This window comes from Azospira sp. MPR-E4 (assembly GCF_058809645.1).
This window is the reverse complement of record NZ_JBXAST010000025.1, coordinates 22823-47428: the sequence shown is the minus strand read 5'-3', so window position 1 is coordinate 47428 and position 24606 is coordinate 22823. Positions and strand designations below refer to the sequence as shown.

The window sequence follows — 24606 nt, the reverse complement described above, 5'->3', positions numbered from 1 at the left end:
GGGGCGGATGGGGCGGCTCCGGGCGGGGCCGCCAGGCCCGGATTCTAGCCTACTTGTGCACGCAGCCCGGCGGCGGCTCGTTGAGCACGGCCCAGAACAGGCCCAGGGATTTCACCGCGTCGATGAAGTCGCGGAAATTCACCGGCTTCACCACGTAGGCGTTGCAGCCCAGGTCGTAGGCCTCGTCCAGGTCCCGCTCCTCCCGGGAGGAGGTCAGCATGACCACCGGCACGTGGCGCAGCTCCTCGTCCTGCTTGATCTCCCGCAGCACTTCCAGGCCGCTCACCAGGGGCATCTTCAGGTCCAGCAGGATCAGGGCCGGGTTGCCCGCCGGCCGGTCGGCGAAGGGGCCGCGGCGGTAGAGGTAGTCCAGGGCCTGCTCGCCGTCGTTCACCACCTCCACCTCGTTGGCCAGGTGGCTGGCACCCAGGCCTTCCAGGGCCAGTTCCACGTCCCGGGGATCGTCTTCCGCCAGGAGGATGCGCTTCAGTTCCATGGAATCTCCTTATTGTCTTTATGCATCATTCGTCCCGGGGCAGGCTGAAGTAGAAGGTGGCGCCCCGGTCGGGCTCGGCCTCGGCCCAGGTGCGGCCGCCGTGGCGCTCCACCACCCGACGCACGTTGGCCAGGCCGATGCCGGTGCCCTCGAAATCGGCGGCGCCGTGCAGGCGCTGGAAGACGCCGAACAGCTTGCCCACGTATTTCATGTTGAAGCCGACGCCGTTGTCGGCGATGCGGATCACCCACTCGGGCCGCCCTTCGTGCTCCCCGCTCTCGGCGGCGATGTGGATCTGGGCCCGCTCCCGCTTGCGCGAGTACTTGAGGGCGTTTCCCACCAGATTGGCCAGCACCTGGCGGATCAGGGTGCGGTCCGCCAGCACCTGCGGCAGGCTGCCGATGGCCCAATCCACCGCCGGGGCGCGGGGCTCCTGGGCCAGGTCGTCGATCACTTCCTGGAGCAGCTTGTTGAGGTCCACCGGGGTCTTGTGCACTTCGGCCCGGCCGATGCGGGAGAAGGCCAGCAGGCCGTCGATGAGGTCGCCCATGCGGTTGGCGGCCTCGGTGATGATGTTGAGATAGCGCCGGCTGGCCTCCGACAGCCGGTTGTCCGCATCGGCCTCGAGCAGGCTGACGAAGCCGGAGACGTGGCGAAGGGGCGCCCGCAGGTCGTGGGAGACGGAGTAGGAGAAGGCTTCCAGCTCCTTGTTGGCCACCGCCAGCTGGTCGGTGCGTTCGGCCACCCGCCGTTCCAGTTCCTGGTTGAGGCTGCGCATGGCCCGTTCCTGGGCCATGCGCTCCATTTCCATGCCGGCCCGCAGGGCGAACAGGCTGATGATGGGTAGGTAGCCGCTGGCCTCGGGCAGGGGCTTGTCGTCGATCACCACCAGCAGGCCCAGGATCTTGCCGCCGTTGCCGGTGATGGGGGCGCCCATGTAGCTTTCCGCCTTCATTTCCTTCAGGGCCCGGTTGTCCGGGAACAGCTCGGTGATGCCCCGGGGGAAGAGGGTCGGGCCGGAGCCGAGCATGACCTGGCAGGGCGTGCCATCCAGGGCGTAGGCGAAATTGGTGGAGGGGGCGCCGTGGGTCCAGCTGGAGAGGGTGCGGATGTGGCAGCCGTCCGGGTCCACTTCGCCGACGAAGGCGTAGGCCACGTCGAAGAGGGTGGCCACGTGCTGCACCAGGGAATCGAGGAAGGCTTCGCCATAGACCGTGGCGGTGTTTTCCACCAGGGCCCGCAGGGCTTCCTGGGTGCGGCGCATCTCGGTCACGTCCCGGCCTTCGGGAATGAGGTAGATGACGCGGCCGTGCTCGTCCCGCACCGGGGTGATGCTGACGTCGATCCAGTGCAGGATGCCCTGGGCGGTGCGGTGGCTGGCGGCGAAGCGCACCGTCTCGCCCTGGCGCGCCCGGGCCACGGCCTGGCGCAGGGTTTCCCGGCTGTCGCTGTCCCGGTCCCACCAGGGGGTGTCCCAGAAGGGGTGGCCCACCACCTCTTCCTTGGCGGCGCCGGCGAACTCCAGGGAGGTGCGGTTGGCCTCCAGCAGGGTGCCCTGGGGGTCCATCAGGCCGACGAAGGAGAAGGTACTGTCGAGCAGACCCCGGATGCGCTGTTCGCTGTCGATGAGGGCCTGCTGGGTGCGCATGCGGGCGGTGATGTCCTGGCCGGTGCCGCGGTAGCCGCGGAACTGGCCCCGCTCGTCGAAGACCGGGCGGCCGTTGCTGACGTACCAGTGGATTTCGCCGTCGCCGGCGACGATCTGGTAGGTGAAGTCCCGGAACGGCAGGTGGGCTTCCTGCTGGGCCCGGTGGGCGGTCATCTGCTCCGGGGTGACGCCGAGCAGGGGCAGTTCCCAGCGGGTCTTGCCCAGGTACTGCTCCAGGGGCAGGCGGCCCTTCTGGAAGGCGCCGCCGGACATCATGGTGAAGCGGCAGTTCTCGTCCTGCTCCCAGTACCAGTCATAGGACAGCTCGGCCAGGTCGCGGAAGCGGGCCTCGCTCTCCCGCAGGTCCCGGTCCACCTCCAGCAGTTCGGCCATCTGGGCGTCCAGCTGGGCGGTGCGGGTCGCCACTTCCTGGCGCAGGGTCCGGTTCCAGAAGAGGATCACCCCCAGGGCCGCGGCGACGAGGGTCAGCAGGCCGCCCGCCACCCACCAGAAATTGGGGTTGTTCCAGGGGCCGGTGTTGCCCACCCGCAGCCAGCGCTGCAGCACCTGTTCCTTTTCCTGGGCCGGAATGGCGGCGGCGGTCTGGTCCATGAGGGCGGTCAGCTCGGGCCAGTCGCCGCGCACGCCGAAGGTGAAGGCGTAGTTGATGCCGGTGTTGCCGCCTACGGCCAGATTGACCAGGCCTTCCTTCTGCACGTAGTAGGTGACCCGGCCCAGGTCGGTGACCGCCGCATCCACCTCGCTGAAGGCCAGCTTGGTCAGGGCCGACAGCTCGTCCCGGCTGGGGGCCAGGTGCAGCCCGGGATACTCCCGCCGCAGGCGGTCCTCCAGGGCGCTGCCGGCCAGCACCGCCACCTTGCGTCCTTCCAGCTGGTCCAGGGTGAGGGGGCCGGTGCCCAGGGTCTCCTGGCGCACGATGATCTTGGTTTCCAGCTCGGCGTAGGGCTTGGGGAAGCTCAGGTAGGTTTCCCGTCCCGGGGTGTGCACGGCGGCGAAGAGCAGGTCCACCTCCCGGTTGCGGATGCCGTCGTGCATGTCTTCCAGGCTGCCGTAATAGACCATCTGGAAGCGCACGCCGAGGCGCTGCTCGTAGAGCTTCAGCATGTCCACCGAGAGGCCCGAGTAGCTGCCGCTGCGGAAGTCCCGCATCAGCAGGTTGGGCATTTCCGTGGCGCCGACCCGGATTTCCGGGTGCTGGGCCAGCCACTGGCGCTGCTCGGGGGAATAATTCTGGGCCCGGGCCAGGGGGCTCGACAGCAGGCCCAGGATCAGCAGCAGGAAGGAGAAGCGGAAGGAAAAAAGGGAAAGGAGGCGCCGCAGCCGGCCGGGGAGTGCGAGAAGCGAAGGCAGCGCCATGACCGCTTCAGCGCCACTGGGCCAGGGCCGGTGCCAGGTCTTCGGGCAGGGCCGGGCGGGCGAAGTGGTAGCCCTGGCCCTCGCTGCAGCCGCACTCTTGAAGGCGGCTGCGCTGGTCGGCGGTTTCCACGCCCTCGGCGATGACCTCCAGGCCCAGGCTGGTGCCCATGGCGACGATGGCCCGGGCAATGGAGAGGTCGCTGCCGGCGGCCGGGCCGCGGACGAAGGACTGGTCGATCTTCAGCCGGTTCACCGGGAACTGCTGCAGATAGGAAAGGGAGGAGTAGCCGGTGCCGAAGTCGTCGATGGCCAGGGAGACGCCGATGTCCCGCAGCTGCTGCAGGGTGTCCAGGACTTCCTCCTCCTGGTTCATGGCGATGTTTTCGGTGATCTCCAGCTCGATGTTGCGCGGATCGGCGCCGGAGCGCTGGATCACCATGGCCACCGATTCGGCCAGGCGGGGCTGCTGGAACTGCAGGGCGGAGAGGTTCACCGCCACCCGCAGGTCGTGGTGGCCGGCCTGGGCCCATTTGACGCTCTGGCGGCAGGCTTCCCCCAGCACCCATTCGCCGACGGGGACGATGAGGCCCGTTTCCTCCAGCAGGGGAATGAATTCCAGGGGCGAGACCAGGCCCCGTTCCGGGCTCCGCCAGCGCAGCAGGGCCTCGACCCCGGTGATGCGGCCCGTGGCCAGGTCCACCTGGGGCTGGTAGTGCAGCACGAATTCGTGATTGACCAGGGCGTGGTAGAGGGCCGCTTCCAGCACCAGGCGGCCCTTTTCCGGCTGGGCCATGCGCTCGTGGAAGAGGCGGGCCTGGCCGGGGCCGGCCCGCTTGGCCGTTTCCAGGGCCGCTTCGGCGTGCTGCATGAGGTCCAGGCCTTCGTTCTCCTTGTCGGCGGAGCGGGGGTGGAGGGCGGCGCCGATGCTGCAGGTCAGGTACAGGTCCTGGCCCTGGATGGAAAAGCCGGCGGCGAAGGCTTCCCGCAGGCGCTCGAACCAGGCCTCGGCTCCGGCCGGGTCGGCGATGCCGGAGAGCACCAGGGCGAAGCGGTCGGAGGAGGCCCGGGCGACGAAATCGTCCTCGCCGATGAGGGCCGAGAGGCGCCGAGCCACGGCCCGCAGCACCCGGTTGGCCAGGACCATGCCCATGCCGTGCATGATCTTGCGGAAGCGGTTGATGTCCACCAGCAGCAGGAGGAAGGGGGCCTGTTCGGGGGCGCTGCGGTGTTCCAGGTGTTCCAGCAGGAAATCCACGTTGGCGATGCCGGTCAGGGGGTCGAAGCGCAGCAGGTGTTCCAGGCTGGCCTGGGCCTGGCGCAGGGCAGCCCGGTTGCCGGCCTCCCGGATCTCCCGCTCCACCACCGGAGCCAGGCGGCTCAGGTTGTCCTTGCTGACGAAGTCCCGGGCGCCGCGGCGCATGGCCTCGATGGCGATGTCGTCGGGGATCATGCCGGAGACGATGACGAAGGGCAGGTCGCCCCCCCGGGACTGCAGCAGGGCCAGGGCCGAGACTGAGTCGAACTCGGGCATGTTGTGGTCGCAGATGACCACGTCCCAGCCGCCCTGGGCCAGTTGCTCCTCCATGGCGGCGCCGGTCTCCACCCGTGTCCACTCGATGCGGTGGCCGCTCTGGCGCAGGGCACGGGCGGCCAGCTCCACATCCAGTTCGGAGTCGTCGACGAAGAGGACGCGCAGGGGCAGTGCAGACTCAGGCGATACGGGCATGGGGTATGGCGCCGTTGTATGACAGGTGTGGGACGATTATAGCGACTTCCGCTACCGGCGGTAGCCCCGCATGGCGGCCGCAACGCCGCGCCCGGAGCCGACTTCGGCAGGGGCTATAATGCCCCCTCGCCGTTTGTTCCCGACTCCGTTGCCGCCATGCCCATCCGCCTCCTGCCCGACCTTCTCATCAGCCAGATCGCCGCCGGCGAGGTGGTGGAACGGCCCGCCTCGGTCCTCAAGGAAGTGCTGGAAAACGCCCTGGACGCAGGCAGCCAGGCCATCCAGATCCAGCTGGAAGAGGGCGGGGTGAAGCTGATCCGGGTCAGCGACGACGGCTGCGGCATTCCCCAGGAAGAACTGCCCCTGGCCCTGACCCGCCACGCCACCAGCAAGATCGCCAGCCTGGAAGACCTGGAACAGGTGGCCACCCTGGGCTTCCGCGGCGAGGCCCTGGCCTCGGTGGCGGCGGTGGCCCGCCTCACCCTCACCAGCCGCGCCGCCGGCGCCGGCCATGCCTGGAAGCTGGCGGCCCACGGCAGCGGCGAGGCGGAACCGGCCGCCCTGGCCGCCGGTACCGTGGTGGAAATGCGGGACCTCTATTACAACACCCCGGCCCGGCGCAAATTCTTGAAGTCCGAAGGCACCGAATTCGCCCACTGCGCCGATGCGGTGAAGCGCGTCGCCCTGGCTCATCCGGGCGTGGCCTTTTCCCTGGCCCACAACGGCCGGGTCAGCCTGTCTTTGCCCAAAGCCGATCTGGCCGGCCGGGTCGGCGCCATCCTGGGCCAGGATTTTCTCACCGAATGCCGCCGCGTCGAGGCCTCCATCAACGGGCTGTCGATTGTCGGCTACGCCGCCCAACCCGCCTGGTCCCGCCCCGGGCGGGATGCCCAGTACGTCTTCGTGAACGGCCGCTTCGTCCGCGACAAGCTGCTGGCCCACGCCCTGCGCGAGGCCTACCAGGACATGCTGCACGGCAGTCGCCACCCGGGCTACGCCCTGTTCATCGAGATCGACCCGGCGGCGGTGGATGTGAATGTGCACCCGGCCAAGACCGAAGTGCGCTTCCGCGATGGCCGGGCGGTGCACCAGTTCGTCTATCACGCGGTGCATAAGGCCCTCTCCCAGGTCATCAGCGACCCGAGCCGGGAAGTGCAGACCGCTTCCCCCGGATTGGCAGCCCTGGGCGGCAATGTCGGTGCGGCGCCCGGCCCTGTCCATGCCGACAGCGGCTATGGGCAACGTTCATCGGCCATGCCGGCCTGGAACCCGCCCCGCCAGGGCAGCCTGGGGGTGGCCGAGCCGTCTGCCACGTCCTACCTGGCTTTCGCCGCAGCGGCCCGGCAGGGGCCGGGCCCTGGCAGCGCCTTTCCCGGTGGCGGCAGCTTCGCCCCGGCAGCGGCCGCCGCCGATGCCACCGGCCAGGAGGCGCCACCCCTGGGCTATGCCCTGGCCCAGCTGCACGGCATCTACGTGCTGGCCCAGAATGCCCGGGGCCTGATCCTGGTGGACATGCACGCCGCCCACGAGCGCATCCTCTACGAAAAGCTGAAGACCGCCTACGACAGCAAGGCGGTGCCGACCCAGGCCCTGCTCATTCCGGCGGTGTTCTCCGCCAGCGCCCACGAGGTGGCGGCGGTGGAGGAACACGGCGCCACCATGGCCGAACTGGGCTTCGAACTGGCGCCCCTGGGCCCCAACGAACTGGCCCTGCGTTCCGTGCCCCAGCTGTTGGCTGGCGGCGATCCGGTGAACCTGGCCCGCAGCCTGCTGGCCGAGCTGATGGAACACGGGGCTTCCCAGGTATCCACCGCCCGGCGCAACGAACTCCTGGCCACCCTGGCCTGCCACGGCGCCGTGCGCGCCCGGCGCCTGCTCACCGTGCCGGAAATGAACGCCCTCTTGCGCCAGATGGAAGAGACCGAACGGGCCGACCAGTGCAACCACGGCCGCCCCACCTGGACCGAGCTGTCCCTGGCGGACCTGGACAAGCTCTTCCTGCGGGGGCAGTGATGGCTCCCTCGGCTTACGGCTTCAGGTCCCGTCCCGGGCACCGGGCAGGAATCGTCGGGATGGCGGCATGAGCGCCCATCCCCCCGCCATCCTGCTCATGGGCCCCACCGCCAGCGGCAAGACCGCGGCGGCCCTGCACCTGTTCGACCGCTTCCCGGTAGAACTCATCAGCGTCGATTCGGCCCTGGTCTTCCGTGACATGGACATCGGCACCGCCAAGCCGGACCGGGCCACCCTGGCCCGCTACCCGCACCGGCTGGTGGATGTGATCTCGCCGGAGGAGGCCTACTCCGCCGCCCGCTTCCGCGACGAAGCCCTGGCCGCCATGGCCGAGGCCACCGCCCGGGGCAAGGTGCCTCTGCTGGTGGGCGGCACCATGCTCTATTACAAGGCCCTGCGGGAGGGACTCTCCGACCTGCCGCAAGCCGACCCGGCCCTGCGTGCCGAACTGGAAGCGAAGGCGGCGGCCTACGGCTGGCCGGCCCTGCACGCCGAACTGGCGCAGCTGGACCCGGTCACCGCCGCCCGCCTGCACCCCACCGATTCCCAGCGGGTCTCCCGGGCATTGGAAATCTGCCAGCTGACGGGTCGGCCCATGTCCGCCCTGCTGGCCGAGCAGCAGCGGGAACCCCTGCCCTGGAACCTGCTGCCCCTGGCCCTGGCCCCCTCCGACCGGGCGGTGCTGCACCAGCGCATCGCCGAGCGTTTCGCCCAGATGCTGGCCCAGGGTTTCATGGATGAGATGCAGGCCCTGCGCGCCAAGTACCGCCTCAATGCCGGCCTGCCTTCCATGCGCTGCGTCGGCTACCGCCAGGCCTGGGAGGTGCTGGAGGGCGAGGCCCCCGCCGCCGAGCTGCTGGACCGGGGCATCTTCGCCACCCGCCAGCTGGCCAAGCGCCAGATCACCTGGCTGCGTTCCGACCCCACGGCGGAAGTGTTCGACTGCCTGGCGCCGGACCTGATTGCCCGGGTGGAAACCCGGGTGGCCCGCTTTCTGGAACAGCAGAAGGTCTGACATGGCCGCCAGCCGGGAGTACGTGGATTACCTCCTGGAAAGCCTGGCGCCCCTGGGGCCGGTGGTGGGCAAGCGCATGTTCAGCGGCGTCGGCCTCTTTCTCGACGGCCTCATGTTCGCCATCGTCATCGACGACCAGCTGTGGCTGAAGGCGGACGACCTCAACCGGGGCGAATTCGCCGCCCTGGACCTGCCGCCCTTCACCTATCCGCGCCAGGGCAAGCTTACTGCCTTGAGCTACTACCGGGCCCCGGATGAGGCCCTGGATGCGCCCCATGCCCTCCTGCCCTGGGCCCGCAGCGCCTTTGCCGCAGCCCTGCGGGGGCGTGACCTTGCAGGCCGCAGGCGCCCGCCGCGTCGTAAGCCGCCGGCCTAGTCCGGCAGCGCCATGAAAAAGCCGCCCGGAGGGCGGCTTTTTGTTTGCCCCGGCGCCGCGCCTAATGGTCCTGCAGCAGCCATTGCAGCAGGGTGGCGTAGAGCACGTCCGGGTTCACCGGCTTGGCGATGAAGTCGTTCATGCCGGCTCCCAGGCAGCGGGCCTTGTCCTCGGCGAAGGCATTGGCGGTCATGGCCAGGATCGGGGTCTGGCGGTGGCGTTGCAGCTGGCGGATTTCCCGGGTGGCGTCGAGGCCGTCCATGAGGGGCATCTGCATGTCCATCAGGATCAGGGCGTAGTCGTTGCCGCGGGCCCTTTCCACCGCCACCTTGCCGTCCGGCGCCAGTTCCACCCGCAGGCCCACGTCCTCCAGCATGAACTTGGTGATTTCCTGGTTGATCGGCTCGTCCTCGGCCAGCAGCACCGTGCGGCCGGCGAACTCCTGGCGCAGCCGCTGTTCGGCGTTGCCGCCGGCCAGGGGGGCGCCGTTGCCGTAGCGCTCCTTGCCCTTTTTCAGGCGGGCGGTGAACCAGAAGGTGCTGCCCCGGCCCGGCTCGCTGCTGGCACCTGCCTCGCCTCCCATGAGCTGGGCCAGCTTGCGGGTGATGGCCAGGCCCAGGCCGGTGCCGCCGTAGCGGCGGGTGGTGCTGTTGTCGGCCTGCTCGAAGGCGGCGAAGAGCTTGTGCATGGCCTCGGGCGGGATGCCGATGCCCGTGTCCTGCACCTCGAAGCGCAGCAGGGCGTCCGCCTCGCCTTCTTCCAGGGTGTGCACCCGCAGGGTGATGCTGCCCTGTTCGGTGAATTTGAGGGCATTGCCGGCGTAGTTGAGCAGGGCCTGCTGCAACCGGGTGGGGTCCCCCAGCAGGTGGGGCGGCAGGGGCTGGGCTTCGGTGCGCAGCACCAGGCCCTTGGCCTGGACCCGCTCCTGCAGGAAGGAGGCGACGTTGCCGAGCAGGCTTTCGACGCGGACGGGCGCCTCCTCCAGGGCGAACTTGCCGGCCTCGATCTTGGACAGGTCGAGGATGGCGTTGATCACCCCCAGCAGGTGCTGGGCGGCCGCCTCCAGCTTGTCCATGTGCTCGGCCTGCTGGGGCTTGAGGCCGGCCCGGCGGATCAGATGGGTGAGACCGGTCATGGCGTTGAGGGGGGTGCGGATTTCGTGGCTCATATTGGCCAGGAAGGCGCTCTTGGCCACGTTGGCCGATTCCGCCGCATCCTTCAGCTCCTCCAGCTGGCGGGTGCGCTCCTGCACCAGCTCCTCCAGGCGCTGGCGGTGCCGCTGCAGCTCGGCCTCGGCGGCCTTGCGCGCGGTGATGTCCCGGGCGATCTTGGAGATGCCCAGAACCCGGCCCTCGCCGTCCAGGAGGGGGGAGATGGTGACCGAGACGTCGACGATGCGGCCGTCCTTGCGGATGCGGCGGGTGTCGAAGTGCTTCACCGTCTCGCCGCGGCGCAGGCGTTCCAGGATGTCCCGTTCCTCCGCCAGGCACTCCGGCGGGAACAGGTGCAGGGCGGAGCGGCCCACCATTTCGGCGGCGCTGTAGCCGAACAGCTCCTCGGCCCCCCGGTTCCAGCTGGTGACGATGCCGTCCAGGGTCTTGCTGAGGATGGCGTCGTCCGAGGAACGGACGATGGCCTCGTACTGCCGGGCGATGCGTTCGGCCTGGCGGCTCTCGGTGACGTCGTAGAAGCAGGCGAGGAAGTCGTCGCCCAGGGAAATGCCGGAAACGAGGACGATGCGCTCCTCGCCGCTGCGCACCGTGACGTTGCACTCGATGGGCGCAATGTCGCCGTCGTGGTTGGCGGCAGCGGCCAACGCCTGCTGCCAGTCGGCCATGACCTGGGCCCGGTAGTCCGGGTCCGGGTAGGCCCGCAGCCACCACTGTTCCAGGCTCGGCATTTCCTCGACGGAGTAGCCGAACATCTGCAGGCAGCGCCGGTTGCGGTCCACGATGGTGCCGGCCTGGTCTACGTAGGCCAGGCCCACCGGGGCTTCCTGGAACAGGCGGCGGAAGCGGGCCTCGCTCTGCTGCAGGGCTTCGGTGCGGAGGCGGATTTCCTCGCCCATGCGGTTGAAATCCTGGGCCAGGGCGCCGATTTCGTCCCCGCCGGCATCGTCGCTGCGGGTGTCGTAGTTGCCGGCGGCCATGTCGCCGACGCTGCGCTGCAGCCGGGCCAGGCGGCCGACGAAGGCCCGGTTGAGGTAGCTGCCCAGGGTCAGCAGCAGGATCAGGTAGCCGCCCAGGCGGATGAGGAAGTTGTGCAGCCAGGCGCCGTATTCCCGCTGGCGCAGCTGCTCCGTTGGCAGTTTGATGCTCATGACGCCGCGCAGGTCGCCCACCTGGTAGCCGTAGGCCTGGTCGTAGTCGTTGCCGATGGAGCCGGGGGCCTGGCTGCGCTCGCCGTGGCAGGCCAGGCAGTAGGCCTCGACCCAGATGGGGGCGGTGTAGTGGTAGAAGCTGCGGTTGTCCTGGCCCCGGATTTCCACCAGCCGGTCGGGGGCCTTGGGATTGGCGCGGAACCAGGCGATGGCCGCCATCTCGTCGGCGTCGGCCTGGTTCTGCGGATTGCGCGGCCGGTCGGAGACGTTGTTGAAAAAGAGGCCGCTGTCGCTCCATTCCTTGAAGTCGGCGGAGATGCGGGAGAGGGCGTGGGCCGGCAGGAAGCCCACGGTGTCGGCGTTGATGGGCAGGCCGCTGGCCATGAACTGCTGGTGGTACACCCGGCGCGTGGCCATCAGCATGCCGCGGATGTTCTGGGCGTCCCGGGTCAGCTCGTCGCGGATGCCGGCCTCGATGCTGCGGTAGCCGACGGCGAAGTCGGCCGCCATGATGCCCAGGATGATGGCGGAGGTGAGCAGCCAGATTTTGTGCTTGAGGCTCATGGGCGGGTCCGGTGGCGAAGGCAGGTGGCGCCAAGTCATTGGCAAAGCGGGGTTTATGCTAACTCAATGGCATGTCCGTCCCCAGGGATTTTGTCGCCATTCTTGATCCAGTCGGCATTCCGGAGGCGAAAAAAAAGCCGCTGGGCAGCGGCTTTTTCGGGGTGACGGCCCGGGGCCGTCCGGGACCGGGGCGGCTCAGGTGGGCAGGCCGTGGCGGGCCTGTTCCGCCGCCACCCGGTCCATGCCCTTGCGCCGGGCCATCAGGGTATAGACCGTGGGCACCACGAAGAGGGTGAAGAAGGTGCCCAGGAGCAGGCCGCCGACGATGACCCAGCCGATCTGGGAGCGGGATTCGGCGCCGGCACCCCGGGCCAGGGCCAGGGGAATGGCGCCCAGCACCATGGCGCCGGTGGTCATGAGGATGGGGCGCAGGCGCAGTTCCGCTGCCTCGATCACCGCTTCCCTGACATTGCGCCCCTGCTCCTGCAGCTGGTTGGCGAATTCGACGATGAGGATGCCGTGCTTGGTGATCAGGCCCACCAGGGTGACCAGGCCGATCTGGCTGTACACGTTGAGGGTGCCGCCGCTGAGGAGCAGGGCCAGCAGGGCGCCGGCCATGGACAGGGGCACCGTCAGCATGATGATGAAGGGGTCGCGGAAGCTTTCGAACTGGGCCGCCAGCACCAGGTAGATGAAGGCCAGGGCGAGGATGAAGGTGAGGGCCAGGGAGGCGGTGGAGGTCTTGAACTCCCGCGACTGGCCGTTGTAATCGACGGCGTAGCCGGCCGGCAGCACCTCTCCGGCGATTCCTTCCATGGCCGCCAGGCCCTCGCCCAAGGTGGAGCCGGGGGCCAGGTTGGCGGTGATGGTGACGGCGCGGCGCTGGCCGAAGTGGTTCAGCTCCCGGGGGCTGATGGTCTCGTCCACCTGCACCAGGTTGGCCAGGGGGATCATCTCGCCGCTCTTGCCGCGCACGTAGATGTCGCTGATGTCCCGGGGATTGGCGCGGTCGGCGTCGCTGACCTGGACGATCACGTCGTACTGCTCGCCGTCCCGCTTGAAGCGGGTCACCTGGCGGCCGCCGAGCATGGTCTCCAGGGTGCGGCCGACGGTTTCCACGGGCACCCCCAGGTCCGCCGCCTTGTCCCGGTTCACCGCCACGGAGAGCTGGGGCAGGTTGAGCTTGAGGTCCGTATCCACATTGAGGAACAGGGGGCTCTTGGCCATTGCCGCCAGGAACTTGGTGGTGGTGGCCTGCAGCTCCTGGTAGGAGGCGGAACTGACGATGACGAAGTTGATCGGCCGCTCCCGGGCGCTCTGGCCGAGGGAGGGCGGCGTCACCGGGAAGGCCATGACGCCGGGGATGTCCCGGAAGCGGGGCAGCAGCTGCTTGGCGATTTCCGGCGAGCTGTGCTGGCGCTCCTTCCAGTCCTTCAGGCGCAGGATGGCGGAGCCCTGGGAGACGATGGGATTGCCGGAGACGACGAAGTAGTTGGCGGCGTCGGGAATGCCGGCGTAGATCTTCTCGATCTGGCGGGCGTACTTGTCCGTGTATTCCAGGGTGGCGCCCTCGGGGCCGTTGAAGATGCCGAAGATGACGCCCCGGTCCTCGATGGGGGAAAGCTCGGACTTGAGCAGCTTGAGCATGCCGACGCAGGCCAGGGCCACTGCGGCGAAACCCACCAGGACCATCCAGCGCCGGTCGAGGGCGGCGCCGAGGATGCGGCGGTAGCCGGCGTTGAGCCAGTTGAGGAAGTTCTCGATGGCGACGAAGGCCTTGCCGTGCTTTTCCTCGTGCCGCAGCAGCACCGAGCACATCATGGGCGACAGGGTCAGGGCGACGAAGCCGGAGACCAGCACGGCACCGGCCAGGGTCAGGGCGAATTCGATGAAGAGCTTGCCGATGCGGCCGGTCATGAAGGCCACCGGGGCATAGACGGCGGCCAGGGTGATGGTCATGGCCACCACGGCAAAGCCGATTTCCTTGGCCCCCTGGAGGGAGGCCTGGATCGGCGGCATGCCTTCCTCGATGTGGCGGTAGATGTTCTCCAGGACCACGATGGCGTCGTCCACCACCAGGCCGATGGCCAGCACCAGGGCCAGCAGGGTCAGGGTATTGATGGTGAAGCCGAGGACGAACATGAGGGCGAAGGCGCCGATCAGGGACACCGGGATGGTGACCAGGGGAATGAGGGTGGCGCGCAGGTTGCGCAGGAAGAAGAAAATGATCAGCAGCACCAGGATCACCGCTTCGCCGATGGTGGAGAACACCGATTCGATGGAGCGGTCGATGAAGACCGAGGAGTCGTAGGCGATTTCCACCTTCAGCCCGTCGGGCAGCTCGGCGGCGATCTTCGGCAACTCGGCCCGCAGGGCCCGGGACAGGTCCAGGGGATTGGCGGTGGACTGCTTGATCAGGCCCAGGCTCACCGCCGGCTTGCCGCCGAAGCGGACGTTGGTGCGCTCGGCGGCGGCGCCGATTTCCACCCGGCCCAGGTCCCGGATGCGCACCGGGTAGCCGTTCACCGTCTTCACCACGATGGCGGCGAACTGTTCCGGTTCCTTCAGGTCGGTCTGGGCCAGCACGGCGAATTCCCGCTGGCGGCTCTCGATGCGGCCGGCGGGCACTTCCACGTTCTGGGTGCGCAGGGCGTCCTCCACCTCCTGGGCGGTGATCTGGTGGGCCGCCAGGCGGTCCTTGTCGAGCCAGATGCGCATGGCGAACTTGCGCTCGCCGAAGACCCGCACGTCGGCGGCCCCGGGCAGGGTCTGCAGGCGCGGCTTGACCACCCGGTTGGCGATGTCGGTGACCACCAGGGGCGAATGCTTCTCGGAGGAGAAGGCGAGCCAGATGACCGGGCTGGCGTCGGCCTCCACCTTGGCGATGACCGGCTCGTCGATGTCGTCGGGGAGCCGGTTGCGCACCCGGGAGACCCGGTCGCGCACGTCCGAGGCGGCGGAATCCGGATTGCGTTCCAGGCGGAAGCGTACGGAAATCTGGCTGCTTTCCTGGCGCGAGATGGAGGTCAGCACATCCACCCCCTCGATGCCGGCCAGGGAATCCTCCAGGGGCTTGGAGATCTGGGATTCGACGATTTCCGCCGAGGCGCCCCGGTAGGTGGTGGTGACGGTCATCACCGGTTCGTCGATCTTCGGGTATTCGCGCACCGAGAGGCGCTGGTAGGAGACCAGGCCGATGAGCATCACCGCCAGGGAGAGCACGGTGGCGAACACCGGGCGGCGGATGCAGATGTCGGACAGCAGCATGGCGGCTTATCCCTGCTTGGCCGGCGCGGCGGCCGGCCCGGGGGCGGCCTGGGGCGAGGCGGTGGCGGCGGGGGGCTTGGAGACGCCCGTCCCCTCTGCCTCCTGGGCCGGCTGGGGGGCAGCATCCACGGCCTTCACCGGGCTGCCGTCCTGCACCTTGAGCTGGCCGGCGGTGATGATGCGGTCCCCCGCCGCCAGGCCGGAGAGGATTTCCACCTGGGCGTTGCGGCGCAGGCCGGTCTTCACTTCCACCTTCTTCGCCTTGCCCTCCTCGATGCGGAACACGGTCTGCTTGCCGCCGCCGGAGACGATGGCCTGCTCTGGGATCATCAGCACCCCGTCCCGGTTGCCGAAAAGCAGGCGCACCCGGGCGAACATGCCGGGGCGCAGCTTGAGCTCCGGGTTGTCCAGGCGGGCGCGCAGGGAAATGGCACGGCCGTTGGCATCCACCAGGGGATCCACCGCGTCCAGCACCGCCTTGAAGGCCTGGTTGGGCAAGGCGTCCACGCTCACTTCCACGGCCTGGCCCTTTTGCAGGCGGCTCAGGTACAGCTCGGGCAGGCGGAAATCCAGCTTCAGGGTGCGGATGTCCTCCAGGTTGATGAGGTCCGCCCCTTCCTTGACGTAGTCGCCGACGCTCACTTCCCGGATGCCGACGACGCCGGCAAAGGGCGCCCGGATGCGGGTCTTGGCCAGCTTGGCCTCGGCCAGGGCGACCGCCGCCTCCTGCACCTTGAGGTTGGCGGCGGTGGTGTCCAGGGATTGCTGGCTGATGAACTTCTTCGTCAGCAGTTCCTCGGTGCGTTTGAAATTGGTCACGGCCAGGGCGTGGTTGGCCTTGGCCTGTTGCAGTTCCGCCTCCTGGGTGGCCGCATCCAGGGCCACCAGCACCGTGCCCCTGGCCACCGGCACGCCGTCCTTGAAACCGATGCTGGCGATGCGTCCCGCCGTTTCCGGCCGCAGCACCACGGATTCGTTGGAGCGCAGGGTGCCCACCGCCGCCGCCTCGTCGGTGATGCTCTGGGGTGCCGCCAGCGCCGTTTCCACCGGCAGGGGCGCTGCCGGGGCGCCGGCGCCGCCCGCCTTGGCGCCGGCCGCAGCCGGGGCCAGGGGCCCGCCGGGAGCCCGGTTGGCGTTGTAGGCGACCCATCCCAGGCCGACGATTCCGGCGGCGGCAAGGGCGATGACGGCGTAGCGGTGTTTGCGGTGGGGCATGGCGGAGTCTCGTGGTTCCGGCCTGCCGCCGGCGTGGCGCGGCGGCGGGCGACAGGGCCGCAGGCGAAAGGGCGGCGGCAATTTGGCAGCGGGCAATTCTACTCCATCGCCACCCCGGGCCCCGGCCGGGGCAAACGTTGCAAAATGTAAAAAGGCGGCCCGGAGGCCGCCTTTCCATGGCAGGTGCCGGGCTGCAGGATCAGCCGTTGGCGCGCTGCTCCAGCACTTCCACGGCGGGCAGCTTCTTGCCTTCGAGGAATTCCAGGAAGGCGCCGCCACCGGTGGAGATGTAGTCGATCTGCTTCTCGATGCCGTACTTGGCGATGGCGGCCAGGGTGTCGCCGCCGCCGGCGATGGAGAAGGCCGGGGAGTGGGCGATGGCGGCTGCCAGCATCTTGGTGCCGCCGCCGAACTGGTCGAATTCGAAGACGCCGACCGGGCCGTTCCAGACGATGGTGCCGGCGTGGGCGATGATGCTGGCCAGCTTGGCGGAGGTCTTGGGGCCGATGTCCAGGATCATGTCGTCGGGCTGCACGTCGTTGGCGTCCACCCGGTTGGCGCGGGCATGGACGGACAGTTCGTTGGCCACCACCACGTCTTCGGGGATGGGCACGGAGGCGCCGCGCTCGTCCATCATGTCCATGATGTTGCGGGCTTCTTCCACCAGGTCCAGCTCGGCCAGGGATTCGCCGATGGGCAGGTCGTCGGCCACCATGAAGGTGTTGGCGATGCCGCCGCCGACGATGAGCTGGTCCACCTTGCCGGCGAGGGACTTGAGGATGGTCAGCTTGGTGGAGACCTTGGAGCCGGCGACGATGGCCACCAGGGGGCGCTTGGGGTTTTCCAGGGCCCGGCCCAGGGCGTCCAGCTCGGCGCCCAGCAGGGGGCCGGCACAGGCCACGGGAGCGTACTTGGCGATGCCGTGGGTGGTGGCCTCGGCCCGGTGGGCGGTGCCGAAGGCGTCGTTCACATAGACGTCGCACAGCTTGGCCATTTTCTGGGCCAGCTCGTCGTTGTTCTTCTTCTCGCCCTTGTTCACGCGGCAGTTTTCCAGCAGCACCACGTCGCCGGGCTTCACTTCGAAGCCGCCGTCCACCCAGTTGTCGATCACCGGCACCTTGCGGCCCAGCAGCTCGGCCAGGCGGTGGGCGATGGGGGCCAGGCTGTCCTCGGGCTTCATCTCGCCTTCGGTGGGACGGCCCAGGTGGGAGGTGACCATGACCGCGGCGCCCTTTTCCAGGGCCATCTGGATGGCCGGCACGGAAGCGCGGATGCGGGTGTCGTCGGTGATGCGGCCGGTCTCGTCCTGGGGTACGTTGAGGTCGGCGCGGATGAAGACGCGCTTGCCCTTCACATCCAGGTCGGCGAGTTTGAGAACGTTCATGGAAGTCTCCTTGCGTTGAATTTGGTGATGAGGCGCGGTGCGGTGAATGGGGTGTTCAGGACTGGGACCAGCCGGCGTGCCAGCGCTGGGCCACGTCCACCATGCGATTGACGAAGCCCCATTCGTTGTCGAACCAGATGAAGAGGTTGAACAGGCGGGCGCCGCCGGCCCGGGTCTGGCTCAGGTCCACGATGGCGGAATGGGGGTCGTGGTTGAAATCGATGGAGGCGTGGGGGGCGGCGGAGGTGGTCAGCACGCCCTTCCAGGGGCCGTTGGAAGCGATCTGCAGCAGGGCGTTGAGGCCCGCCACGTCTGCATCCTGGGCCAGGGTCACGGTGAGGTCGATGGCCGAGACGTTGAGGGTGGGCACCCGGATGGCCTTGGCCAGCACCTTGCCCTTGAGGCCCGGCAGCAGGCGCTCCACGCCCCGGGCCAGGCCGGTGGAGACCGGGATCATGGACTGCATGGCGGAGCGGGTGCGGCGCAGGTCGCTGTGGTGGTAGCCATCCACCAGGGGCTGGTCGTTCATCACCGAATGCAGGGTGGTCAGCAGCACCTGTTCCAGGCCCAGCTCCCGGTCCAGCAGCTCCAGCACAGGCACCACCGCGTTGGTGGTGCAGGAGGCGTTGGAGACGATGCGCTCGTCGCCGTTGAGGCGGCCGTGGTTGAGGCCGTAGACCACCGTCGCATCCACGTCGGCGGCGCTGTTGGCCGGGTGGGAGAGCAGCACCCGGGGGCAGCCGGCCTCGAGAAAGCGGCGCAGGCCGGCCCGGTTGCTGTACTGGCCGGAGCATTCCACCAGCAGATCCACCTTCAGGCTGCGCCAGTCCACTCCCTCGGGGGTGTCGGCGTGGGTCAGCTGGATGCTGCGGCCGTCGATGACCAGGGTGCCGTCCTGCAGTTCTACCGGGGCAGGGAAGCGGCCGTGGGTGGAGTCGAAACGGGTCAGGTAGGCGATGCTCTCGCTGTTGGCCGGCTCGTTGATGGCTACCACCTGGAAACGCTCTGCCAGTCCCCGTTCATGCAGGGCCCGCAGAAAGCAGCGACCAATGCGGCCGTAGCCGTTGATGGCGAGACGAAGGGGGGGGAGGGAGCCGGACACGGGGGGCCAGGGAGGAAATGGATGAAGGCCGTGATTTTACAGGGTTGCGGCCCTAAATCCGAGAGGCGGACAGGGTTTTGCCCGGCAAGGATGGCCGCTGGCGGCCAACCTTGCCGTCATTTTTTTGCCCTGGGCAGGCGGCAAATATTCGCCAGATCGGCAAAGTCCGTTGTTCTCAAAGGGAATTTACATTCTGGTACGCCGTTTGCATGGCGAGGTCGTTACTTTTTGGGAGAGCCTATCATGCAGATCGGCAGCATCTTCAGCCACGTGCAAAACGTGGGGCGCCTCGGCGCCAATCGTAATTCCGTGGAGGCAGGAGGCGGCAAGACTAGCATCGACGACGTGGCTGCCAGCGGTGCTTCCTCCGGCAGTGTGGCCGGGACCCAAGAGGCTCCCAAAAGTGCGGCCCAGAAGGCTGAAGAAAAGGCGGCTGCGGCCAAAGCAGAGCGGGATTCCCTGCGCAAGGAACTGGATGATTACCTGAGCAAGTCTCCGGCAGAGCATATGCGGGATGCGATATTGAAGGAGATGGGCCTGACCGAAGATGACCTGGCCGCCATGCCGGCAGAGAAACGGGAGGCCCTGGAGTCGGAAATCGCACAGCGCATGAGGGAGCGCTTACTGGCGAAGAAGGAAGAGGAAAATCCAGCTTCCCAGGAACAGATGGGCCAGATTCGGGCTGCTCGAGCTGTGAGCCAATATCAGGCCCAAGTTCAGGAGGGGGGTGTTTCTCCGGCCGGTATGCCTGATTTCGAACTGCTGCGGGCCACCATCAACCAGCGTACGTCGACCTAAGAGCGGTCCCCTATTTCTATTGATTAGCGGGTGGGGGTCCAATGAAAAAGCCGCCGGCCCCTTGCGGGAACCGGCGGCTTTTTTTGCCTTGGGTAGGATTGCGCTTACTTGGCAGCCATCCAGGCGCGGGCGGCGTCCAGCATGCGGCAGGAGTAGCCCCACTCGTTGTCGTACCAGGCCAGCACCTTCACCAGCACGGAGCCGTCGGCACCCTTGATGACCCGGGTCTGGGTGGCATCGAAGGTGGAGGAGACGGTGGTGTGGTTGAAGTCGGAGGAAACCAGGGGCTCGTTGTTCACCGCCATGATGCCCTTCAGGGGGCCATTGGCAGCGGCGGTCATCAGCTCGTTGATCTCTTCCTTGGTGGTGGCGCGCTCGGCGGTGAAGGTCAGGTCCACCAGGGAGACGTTGATGGTGGGCACGCGCAGGGAGAAGCCGTCGAACTTGCCGGCCAGCTGGGGCAGCACCAGGCCGACGGCCTTGGCGGCGCCGGTCTTGGTGGGGATGATGTTGGCGGCGGCGGCACGGGCGCGGCGCAGATCCTTGTGGCGCACGTCCACGGTCACCTGGTCATTGGTGTAGGCGTGCACGGTGGTCATCAGGGCCTGCTTGATGCCGACGCTCTCGGCCAGCACCTTGGCCACGGGGGCCAGGCAGTTGGTGGTGCAGGAGGCGTTGGAGACCACGGTCATGTCGGCCTTGAGCACGCCTTCGTTAACGCCCATGACGATGGTGGTGTCCACGTCGTCGCCGCCGGGGGCGGAGATCAGCACCCGCTTGGCACCCTGCTGCAGCAGGGCCTGGGCCTTTTCCTTGGTGGTGTAGGCGCCGGTGCATTCCAGCAGCACTTCCACGCCGTGCTTGGACCAGTCGATGTCCTTGGGGTTCTTGGTGGAGTAGAAGGGGATCTTCTTGCCATCGATGATGATGCAGTTCTCGCCCTCGGTCTCCACGGAGGTGCCGAAGCGGCCGTGGGTGGTGTCGTACTTCAGCAGGTGGGCGTTGGTGGCCAGGTCGCCGGAGGCGTTGATGGCAACCACGTCGAACTCATTCTGCAGACCCTGCTCGTAGATCGCCCGCAGGGTGCAGCGACCGATACGACCGAAACCGTTGATGGCAACCTTGATAGCCATGGCACTTCTCTCCTCTATCTAAAAAACCTGACGCGCCCCGTGGCCGGGGCACCCCTTCCTTTTATTCCAGCACTTCCTTGACGGTCTTCACCACGTTGGCCACGGTAAAGCCGAACATCTCGAACAGCTTGCCGGCGGGGGCGGACTCGCCGAAGCGGTCGATGCTGACCACGGCGCCGTGACGGCCCACGTACTTGTGCCACAGGCCGGAGTGGGCGGCTTCGATGGCGACGCGCTTGCGGCAGGTGCCCAGCACCTGTTCCCGGTAGGCGGCGTCCTGGCGTTCGAAGGCTTCGACGCAGGGCATGGAGACGACACGGGCGGCGATGCCCTCGTCGCCCAGGGCCTTCTGGGCATCCAGGGCCAGCTTGATCTCGGAGCCGGTGGCGATCAGCACCACCTGGGCTTCGCCCTTGGCCTCGGACAGCACGTAGCCGCCGCGGCGGATGGTCTCGGCGCTGATGCCGGCGGTGACATTGGGCAGGTTCTGGCGGGACAGGGCCAGGACGGAAGGACCGTCATGGCGTTCCACGGCATTGGCCCAGGCCACGGCGGTCTCGGTGGAGTCGGCGGGACGCCACACGTCCAGGTTGGGGATCAGGCGCAGGGAAGGCACGTGTTCCACCGGCTGGTGGGTCGGGCCGTCCTCGCCCAGGCCGATGGAGTCATGGGTGTAGACCATGATCTGGCGCTGCTTCATCAGCGCCGCCATGCGGATGGCGTTGCGGGCGTAGTCGGAGAACACCAGGAAGGTGGCAGTGTAGGGGATCAGGCCACCGTGCAGGGCCAGGCCGTTGGCGATGGCGGTCATGCCGAATTCGCGCACGCCGTAATAGACGTAGTTGCCACCGTCCTTGCGGGTGACGCCCTTGGCGGCCTTCCACAGGGTCAGGTTGGAACCGGCCAGGTCGGCGGAGCCGCCCACCACTTCCGGCAGGTTGGGCACCAGGGCGGCGATGGCGTTCTGGCTGGCCTTGCGGGTGGCGATGTTCTCGGCCTTGGCTGCAGTGTCGGCGATGTAGGCATCCACCACCTGCTGCCAGTTGGCGGGCAGCTTGCCGGCCATGCGGCGCTGGAATTCGGCGGCCTGGGCCGGGAAAGCGGCAGCGTAGGCGGCGAAGCGTTCGTTCCACTGGCCTTCGGCGGTCTGGCCCTTGGCCTTGCCGTCCCAGGCGGTGTACACGTCGGCTGGGATTTCGAAGGGGGCGTGGTTCCAGCCGATGGCAGCCCGGGTGGCGGCGATTTCCGCATCGCCCAGGGGGGCGCCGTGCACGTCGTGGCTGTCGGCCTTGTTGGGGGAGCCCATGCCGATCTTGGTCTTGCAGCAGATCAGGGTGGGCTTGTTGCCTTCGGCCTTGGCCTGCAGCAGGGCGGCCTCGATGGCGGTGGCGTTGTGGCCGTCCACGTTGGGGATGACCTGCCAGCCGTAGGCTTCGAAGCGCTTCGGGGTGTCGTCGGTGAACCAGCCTTCGACGTGGCCGTCGATGGAGATGCCGTTGTCGTCGTAGAAGGCGATCAGCTTGCCCAGGCCCAGGGTGCCGGCCAGGGAACAGGCTTCGTGGGAGACGCCTTCCATGAGACAGCCGTCGCCGAGGAAGACGTAGGTGTGGTGGTCCACGATGTCGTGGCCGGGCTGGTTGAATTCAGCCGCCAGAATCTTTTCCGCCAGGGCCAGGCCCACGGCGTTGGTGATGCCTTGGCCCAGGGGGCCGGTGGTGGTCTCGATGCCGGGGGTGTAGCCCACTTCCGGGTGGCCAGGGGTCTTGCTGTGCAGCTGGCGGAAGTTCTTCAGGTCGTCGATGGAGACGTCGTAGCCGGTCAGGTGCAGCAGGCTGTAGAGCAGCATGGAACCGTGGCCGTTGGATAGCACGAAGCGATCCCGGTCGGCCCACCGGGGGTTGGCCGGATTGTGCTTCATGTGGCGCCGCCACAGGACTTCGGCGATTTCGGCCATGCCCATGGGCATGCCGGGGTGACCGGAATTGGCTTTCTGGACCGCATCCATGGCGAGGGCACGGATGGCGCTGGTGAGGGGATTGAATTGCATGGTCACCGGAAGGGGGGAGGCGGGAAAGAGGCGGAATTATCCGCCAAATGCTGGGGTTTTTCCAGATTCACCGCAGCACAAGGGCTGCCGCGGTGGGGTAATTCCGCTGGGATAGGGCAATGGCGGCAGCCGGTCCCGGCCCGTCCGGGGTTGCGGCGGCCTTTTTCACGGGAAAGCTGCCGGGCTCAGGCGCCCCGGCTGCGGTCTTCCACCAGTTGCCAGATGAGGGGCGTCAGGATCAGCTGCATGGCCAGGTCCTGCTTGCCGCCGGGGACCACGATGGTGTTGGGGCGGGACATGAAGGCGTCGCCGATCATGTTGAGCAGGTAGGGGAAATCCACGCCCCGGGGGTCGCGGAAGCGGATGACGACGAAGGACTCGTCGTTGCTCGGGATGTCCCGGGCGATGAAGGGGTTGGAGGTATCCACCACCGGCACCCGCTGGAAGTTGATGTGGGTGCGGGAGAACTGGGGCGTGATGTGATGCACGTAATCGGGCATGCGCCGCAGGATGGTGTGGGTCACCGCTTCCAGGGAATAGCCCCGGCTGCGGGTGTCCCGGTGGATTTTCTGGATCCATTCCAGGTTGATGATGGGCACCACGCCGATGAGCAGGTCCGCATGGCGGCCCACGTCGATCTGCTTGTCCTGATAGGCGCCGTGCAGGCCTTCGTAGAAGAGCAGGTCGGTGCCCGGGGCGATGGCTTCCCAGGGGGTGAAATAGCCCTCGGGCAGACCCCAGCGGCGGGCCTCGGCGGCACCGTGGATGTACTGGCGGATCTTGCCGGTGCCGTGTTCGCCGTATTCGCGGAAGAGGGTTTCCAGCTCGGCCAGCAGATTGGCCTCGGGGCCGAAGTGGGAGGGCGGCTTGCGTCCCTCACGCTCGGCGGCCTCGATGTTCTGGCCCATTTCCGTCCGGGTGTAGCGGTGGAAGGCGTCGCCTTCGACAATGGCGCCGTTGATCTTTTCCCGGCGGAAAATGGATTCGAAGGTTTTCCGGACCGTGGTGGTGCCGGCGCCGGAGGAGCCGGTGACGGCGATGATGGGGTGTTTGGCCGACATGCTCCTCCTCTCCTGATATCTCAGGATTCCAGGTGGTAGGCGGTGACCCGTTCCACCTCGTTCTTCGAACCCAGGACCACCGGCACCCGCTGGTGCAGCTGGGTGGGCTGCAGGTCCAGGATGCGCTGGCGGCCGGTGGTGGCGGCGCCGCCGGCCTGTTCGACGATGAGGCTCATGGGATTGGCTTCGTAGAGCAGGCGCAGCTTGCCGCCCTTCTCCACGGTTTTGCTGTCCAGGGGATACATGAAGAGGCCGCCGCGGGTGAGGATGCGGTGCACGTCGGCCACCATGGAGGCGACCCAGCGCATGTTGAAGTCCTTGCCGCGCACGCCTTCCTTGCCCTGCAGCAGTTCGCCCACGTAGCGCTGTACCGGGGCTTCCCAGAAGCGCTGGTTGGACATGTTGATGGCGAATTCCTTGGTGTCCTCGGGGATGCGGAGGTTCTCCTGGGTCAGGACGAAGGAGCCCACTTCCCGGTCCAGGGTGAAGCAATGCACGCCCTGGCCGATGGTCAGCACCAGGAGGGTGTTGGGGCCGTAGAGGGCGTAGCCGGCAGCCAGCTGCTGGGTGCCGGGCTGGAGGAAGGCCTGTTCGGTGGGCTCCATGCCCTCGGGGCAGCGCAGCACGGAGAAGATGGTGCCGACGGAGACGTTGATGTCGATGTTGGAGGAGCCGTCCAGGGGGTCGAACATCAGCAGGTATTCGCCCTTGGGGTAGCGGTGGGGAATGGGATGGGGATGGTCCATTTCCTCGGAGGCCATGGCCGCCAGGTGGCCGCCCCATTCGTTGGCTTCCAGCAGGATTTCATTGGAGATGACATCCAGCTTCTTCTGGGCCTCGCCCTGCACGTTGTCGCTGCCGGCCTCCCCCAGCACGCCGGAGAGGGCGCCCTTGCCGATGGAGATGGAAATGGCCTTGCAGGCCCGGGCGACGACTTCGATGAGGAAGCGCAGGTCGGCGTTGATGTGGTTGTCGCGCTGGGCTTCGATCAGGTAGCGGGAAAGGGTGGTACGGGACATGGAATTCCTTGCAGCGGGTTGCAGCGAAAATGGGTGAGGTCCCCG

The 24606-nt window shown here is 67.8% G+C and carries 16 protein-coding genes; 4 read left to right on the top strand and 12 right to left on the bottom strand.

Annotated features, from left to right (window positions below; genetic code table 11):
* Positions 1 to 49: 49 nt before the first annotated feature.
* The 3 genes from AC1RTA_RS09470 to AC1RTA_RS09460 are packed head-to-tail and all read right to left on the bottom strand — an operon-like array spanning position 50 to position 5247.
* The gene (locus AC1RTA_RS09470; RefSeq protein WP_014236636.1) at positions 50 to 496 is read right to left on the bottom strand and encodes a response regulator; all 447 of its coding nucleotides are present in this window, start codon (positions 494 to 496) and stop codon (positions 50 to 52) included.
* A 25-nt stretch (positions 497 to 521) separates the two neighbouring features.
* Positions 522 to 3521, bottom strand: a complete 3000-nt coding sequence (locus AC1RTA_RS09465) for a PAS domain S-box protein (protein ID WP_492784589.1) — start codon at positions 3519 to 3521, stop codon at positions 522 to 524.
* 7 nt (positions 3522 to 3528) lie between these two features.
* The gene (locus AC1RTA_RS09460) at positions 3529 to 5247 is read right to left on the bottom strand and encodes a putative bifunctional diguanylate cyclase/phosphodiesterase (RefSeq protein WP_492784588.1); all 1719 of its coding nucleotides are present in this window, start codon (positions 5245 to 5247) and stop codon (positions 3529 to 3531) included.
* 156 nt (positions 5248 to 5403) lie between these two features.
* On the opposite strand from AC1RTA_RS09460, the gene mutL reads away from it, so the two are divergent.
* The 3 genes from mutL (at position 5404) to AC1RTA_RS09445 (ending at position 8651) form a co-directional block, all read left to right on the top strand.
* A complete protein-coding gene (mutL, locus tag AC1RTA_RS09455; protein WP_492784587.1) occupies positions 5404 to 7260 on the top strand; it encodes a DNA mismatch repair endonuclease MutL in 1857 nt (618 codons plus the stop codon).
* 67 nt (positions 7261 to 7327) lie between these two features.
* On the top strand, positions 7328 to 8275 hold the full coding sequence (gene miaA / locus AC1RTA_RS09450; protein ID WP_492784586.1) for a tRNA (adenosine(37)-N6)-dimethylallyltransferase MiaA: 948 nt from the start codon (positions 7328 to 7330) through the stop codon (positions 8273 to 8275).
* Position 8276: 1 nt separating this feature from the next.
* The gene (locus AC1RTA_RS09445) at positions 8277 to 8651 is read left to right on the top strand and encodes a TfoX/Sxy family protein (RefSeq protein WP_492784585.1); all 375 of its coding nucleotides are present in this window, start codon (positions 8277 to 8279) and stop codon (positions 8649 to 8651) included.
* A gap of 61 nt (positions 8652 to 8712) precedes the next feature.
* Here the strand turns inward: AC1RTA_RS09445 and AC1RTA_RS09440 are convergent, their stop codons facing one another.
* From AC1RTA_RS09440 to AC1RTA_RS09420, 5 genes are all read right to left on the bottom strand, one after another.
* Positions 8713 to 11535 carry a PAS domain S-box protein gene (locus tag AC1RTA_RS09440; protein WP_492784584.1) on the bottom strand — a complete coding sequence of 941 codons (2823 nt, stop codon included), beginning with the start codon at positions 11533 to 11535 and terminating at the stop codon, positions 8713 to 8715.
* A 195-nt stretch (positions 11536 to 11730) separates the two neighbouring features.
* Positions 11731 to 14802, bottom strand: a complete 3072-nt coding sequence (locus tag AC1RTA_RS09435; RefSeq protein WP_492784583.1) for an efflux RND transporter permease subunit — start codon at positions 14800 to 14802, stop codon at positions 11731 to 11733.
* A gap of 6 nt (positions 14803 to 14808) precedes the next feature.
* Positions 14809 to 16017 carry an efflux RND transporter periplasmic adaptor subunit gene (locus tag AC1RTA_RS09430; protein ID WP_492784582.1) on the bottom strand — a complete coding sequence of 403 codons (1209 nt, stop codon included), beginning with the start codon at positions 16015 to 16017 and terminating at the stop codon, positions 14809 to 14811.
* Positions 16018 to 16216: 199 nt separating this feature from the next.
* Positions 16217 to 17401 carry a phosphoglycerate kinase gene (locus tag AC1RTA_RS09425; RefSeq protein WP_492784581.1) on the bottom strand — a complete coding sequence of 395 codons (1185 nt, stop codon included), beginning with the start codon at positions 17399 to 17401 and terminating at the stop codon, positions 16217 to 16219.
* Positions 17402 to 17456: 55 nt separating this feature from the next.
* Positions 17457 to 18503 (bottom strand): type I glyceraldehyde-3-phosphate dehydrogenase, encoded by a 1047-nt coding sequence (locus AC1RTA_RS09420; protein WP_130460074.1) that lies wholly within the window; start codon positions 18501 to 18503, stop codon positions 17457 to 17459.
* A 243-nt stretch (positions 18504 to 18746) separates the two neighbouring features.
* On the opposite strand from AC1RTA_RS09420, the gene AC1RTA_RS09415 reads away from it, so the two are divergent.
* Positions 18747 to 19301 (top strand): hypothetical protein, encoded by a 555-nt coding sequence (locus tag AC1RTA_RS09415; protein WP_492784580.1) that lies wholly within the window; start codon positions 18747 to 18749, stop codon positions 19299 to 19301.
* Positions 19302 to 19405: 104 nt separating this feature from the next.
* Here the strand turns inward: AC1RTA_RS09415 and gap are convergent, their stop codons facing one another.
* From gap to AC1RTA_RS09395, 4 genes are all read right to left on the bottom strand, one after another.
* The gene (gap, locus tag AC1RTA_RS09410; RefSeq protein WP_205230841.1) at positions 19406 to 20434 is read right to left on the bottom strand and encodes a type I glyceraldehyde-3-phosphate dehydrogenase; all 1029 of its coding nucleotides are present in this window, start codon (positions 20432 to 20434) and stop codon (positions 19406 to 19408) included.
* Between the two features lie 61 nt (positions 20435 to 20495).
* Positions 20496 to 22481, bottom strand: coding sequence for a transketolase (gene tkt, locus AC1RTA_RS09405; protein ID WP_492784579.1), 1986 nt, complete (start codon positions 22479 to 22481; stop codon positions 20496 to 20498).
* A 185-nt stretch (positions 22482 to 22666) separates the two neighbouring features.
* Positions 22667 to 23542, bottom strand: coding sequence for a phosphoribulokinase (locus AC1RTA_RS09400; protein ID WP_014236650.1), 876 nt, complete (start codon positions 23540 to 23542; stop codon positions 22667 to 22669).
* A 20-nt stretch (positions 23543 to 23562) separates the two neighbouring features.
* On the bottom strand, positions 23563 to 24561 hold the full coding sequence (locus AC1RTA_RS09395) for a class 1 fructose-bisphosphatase (protein ID WP_492784578.1): 999 nt from the start codon (positions 24559 to 24561) through the stop codon (positions 23563 to 23565).
* Between the last annotated feature and the right edge of the window lie 45 nt (positions 24562 to 24606).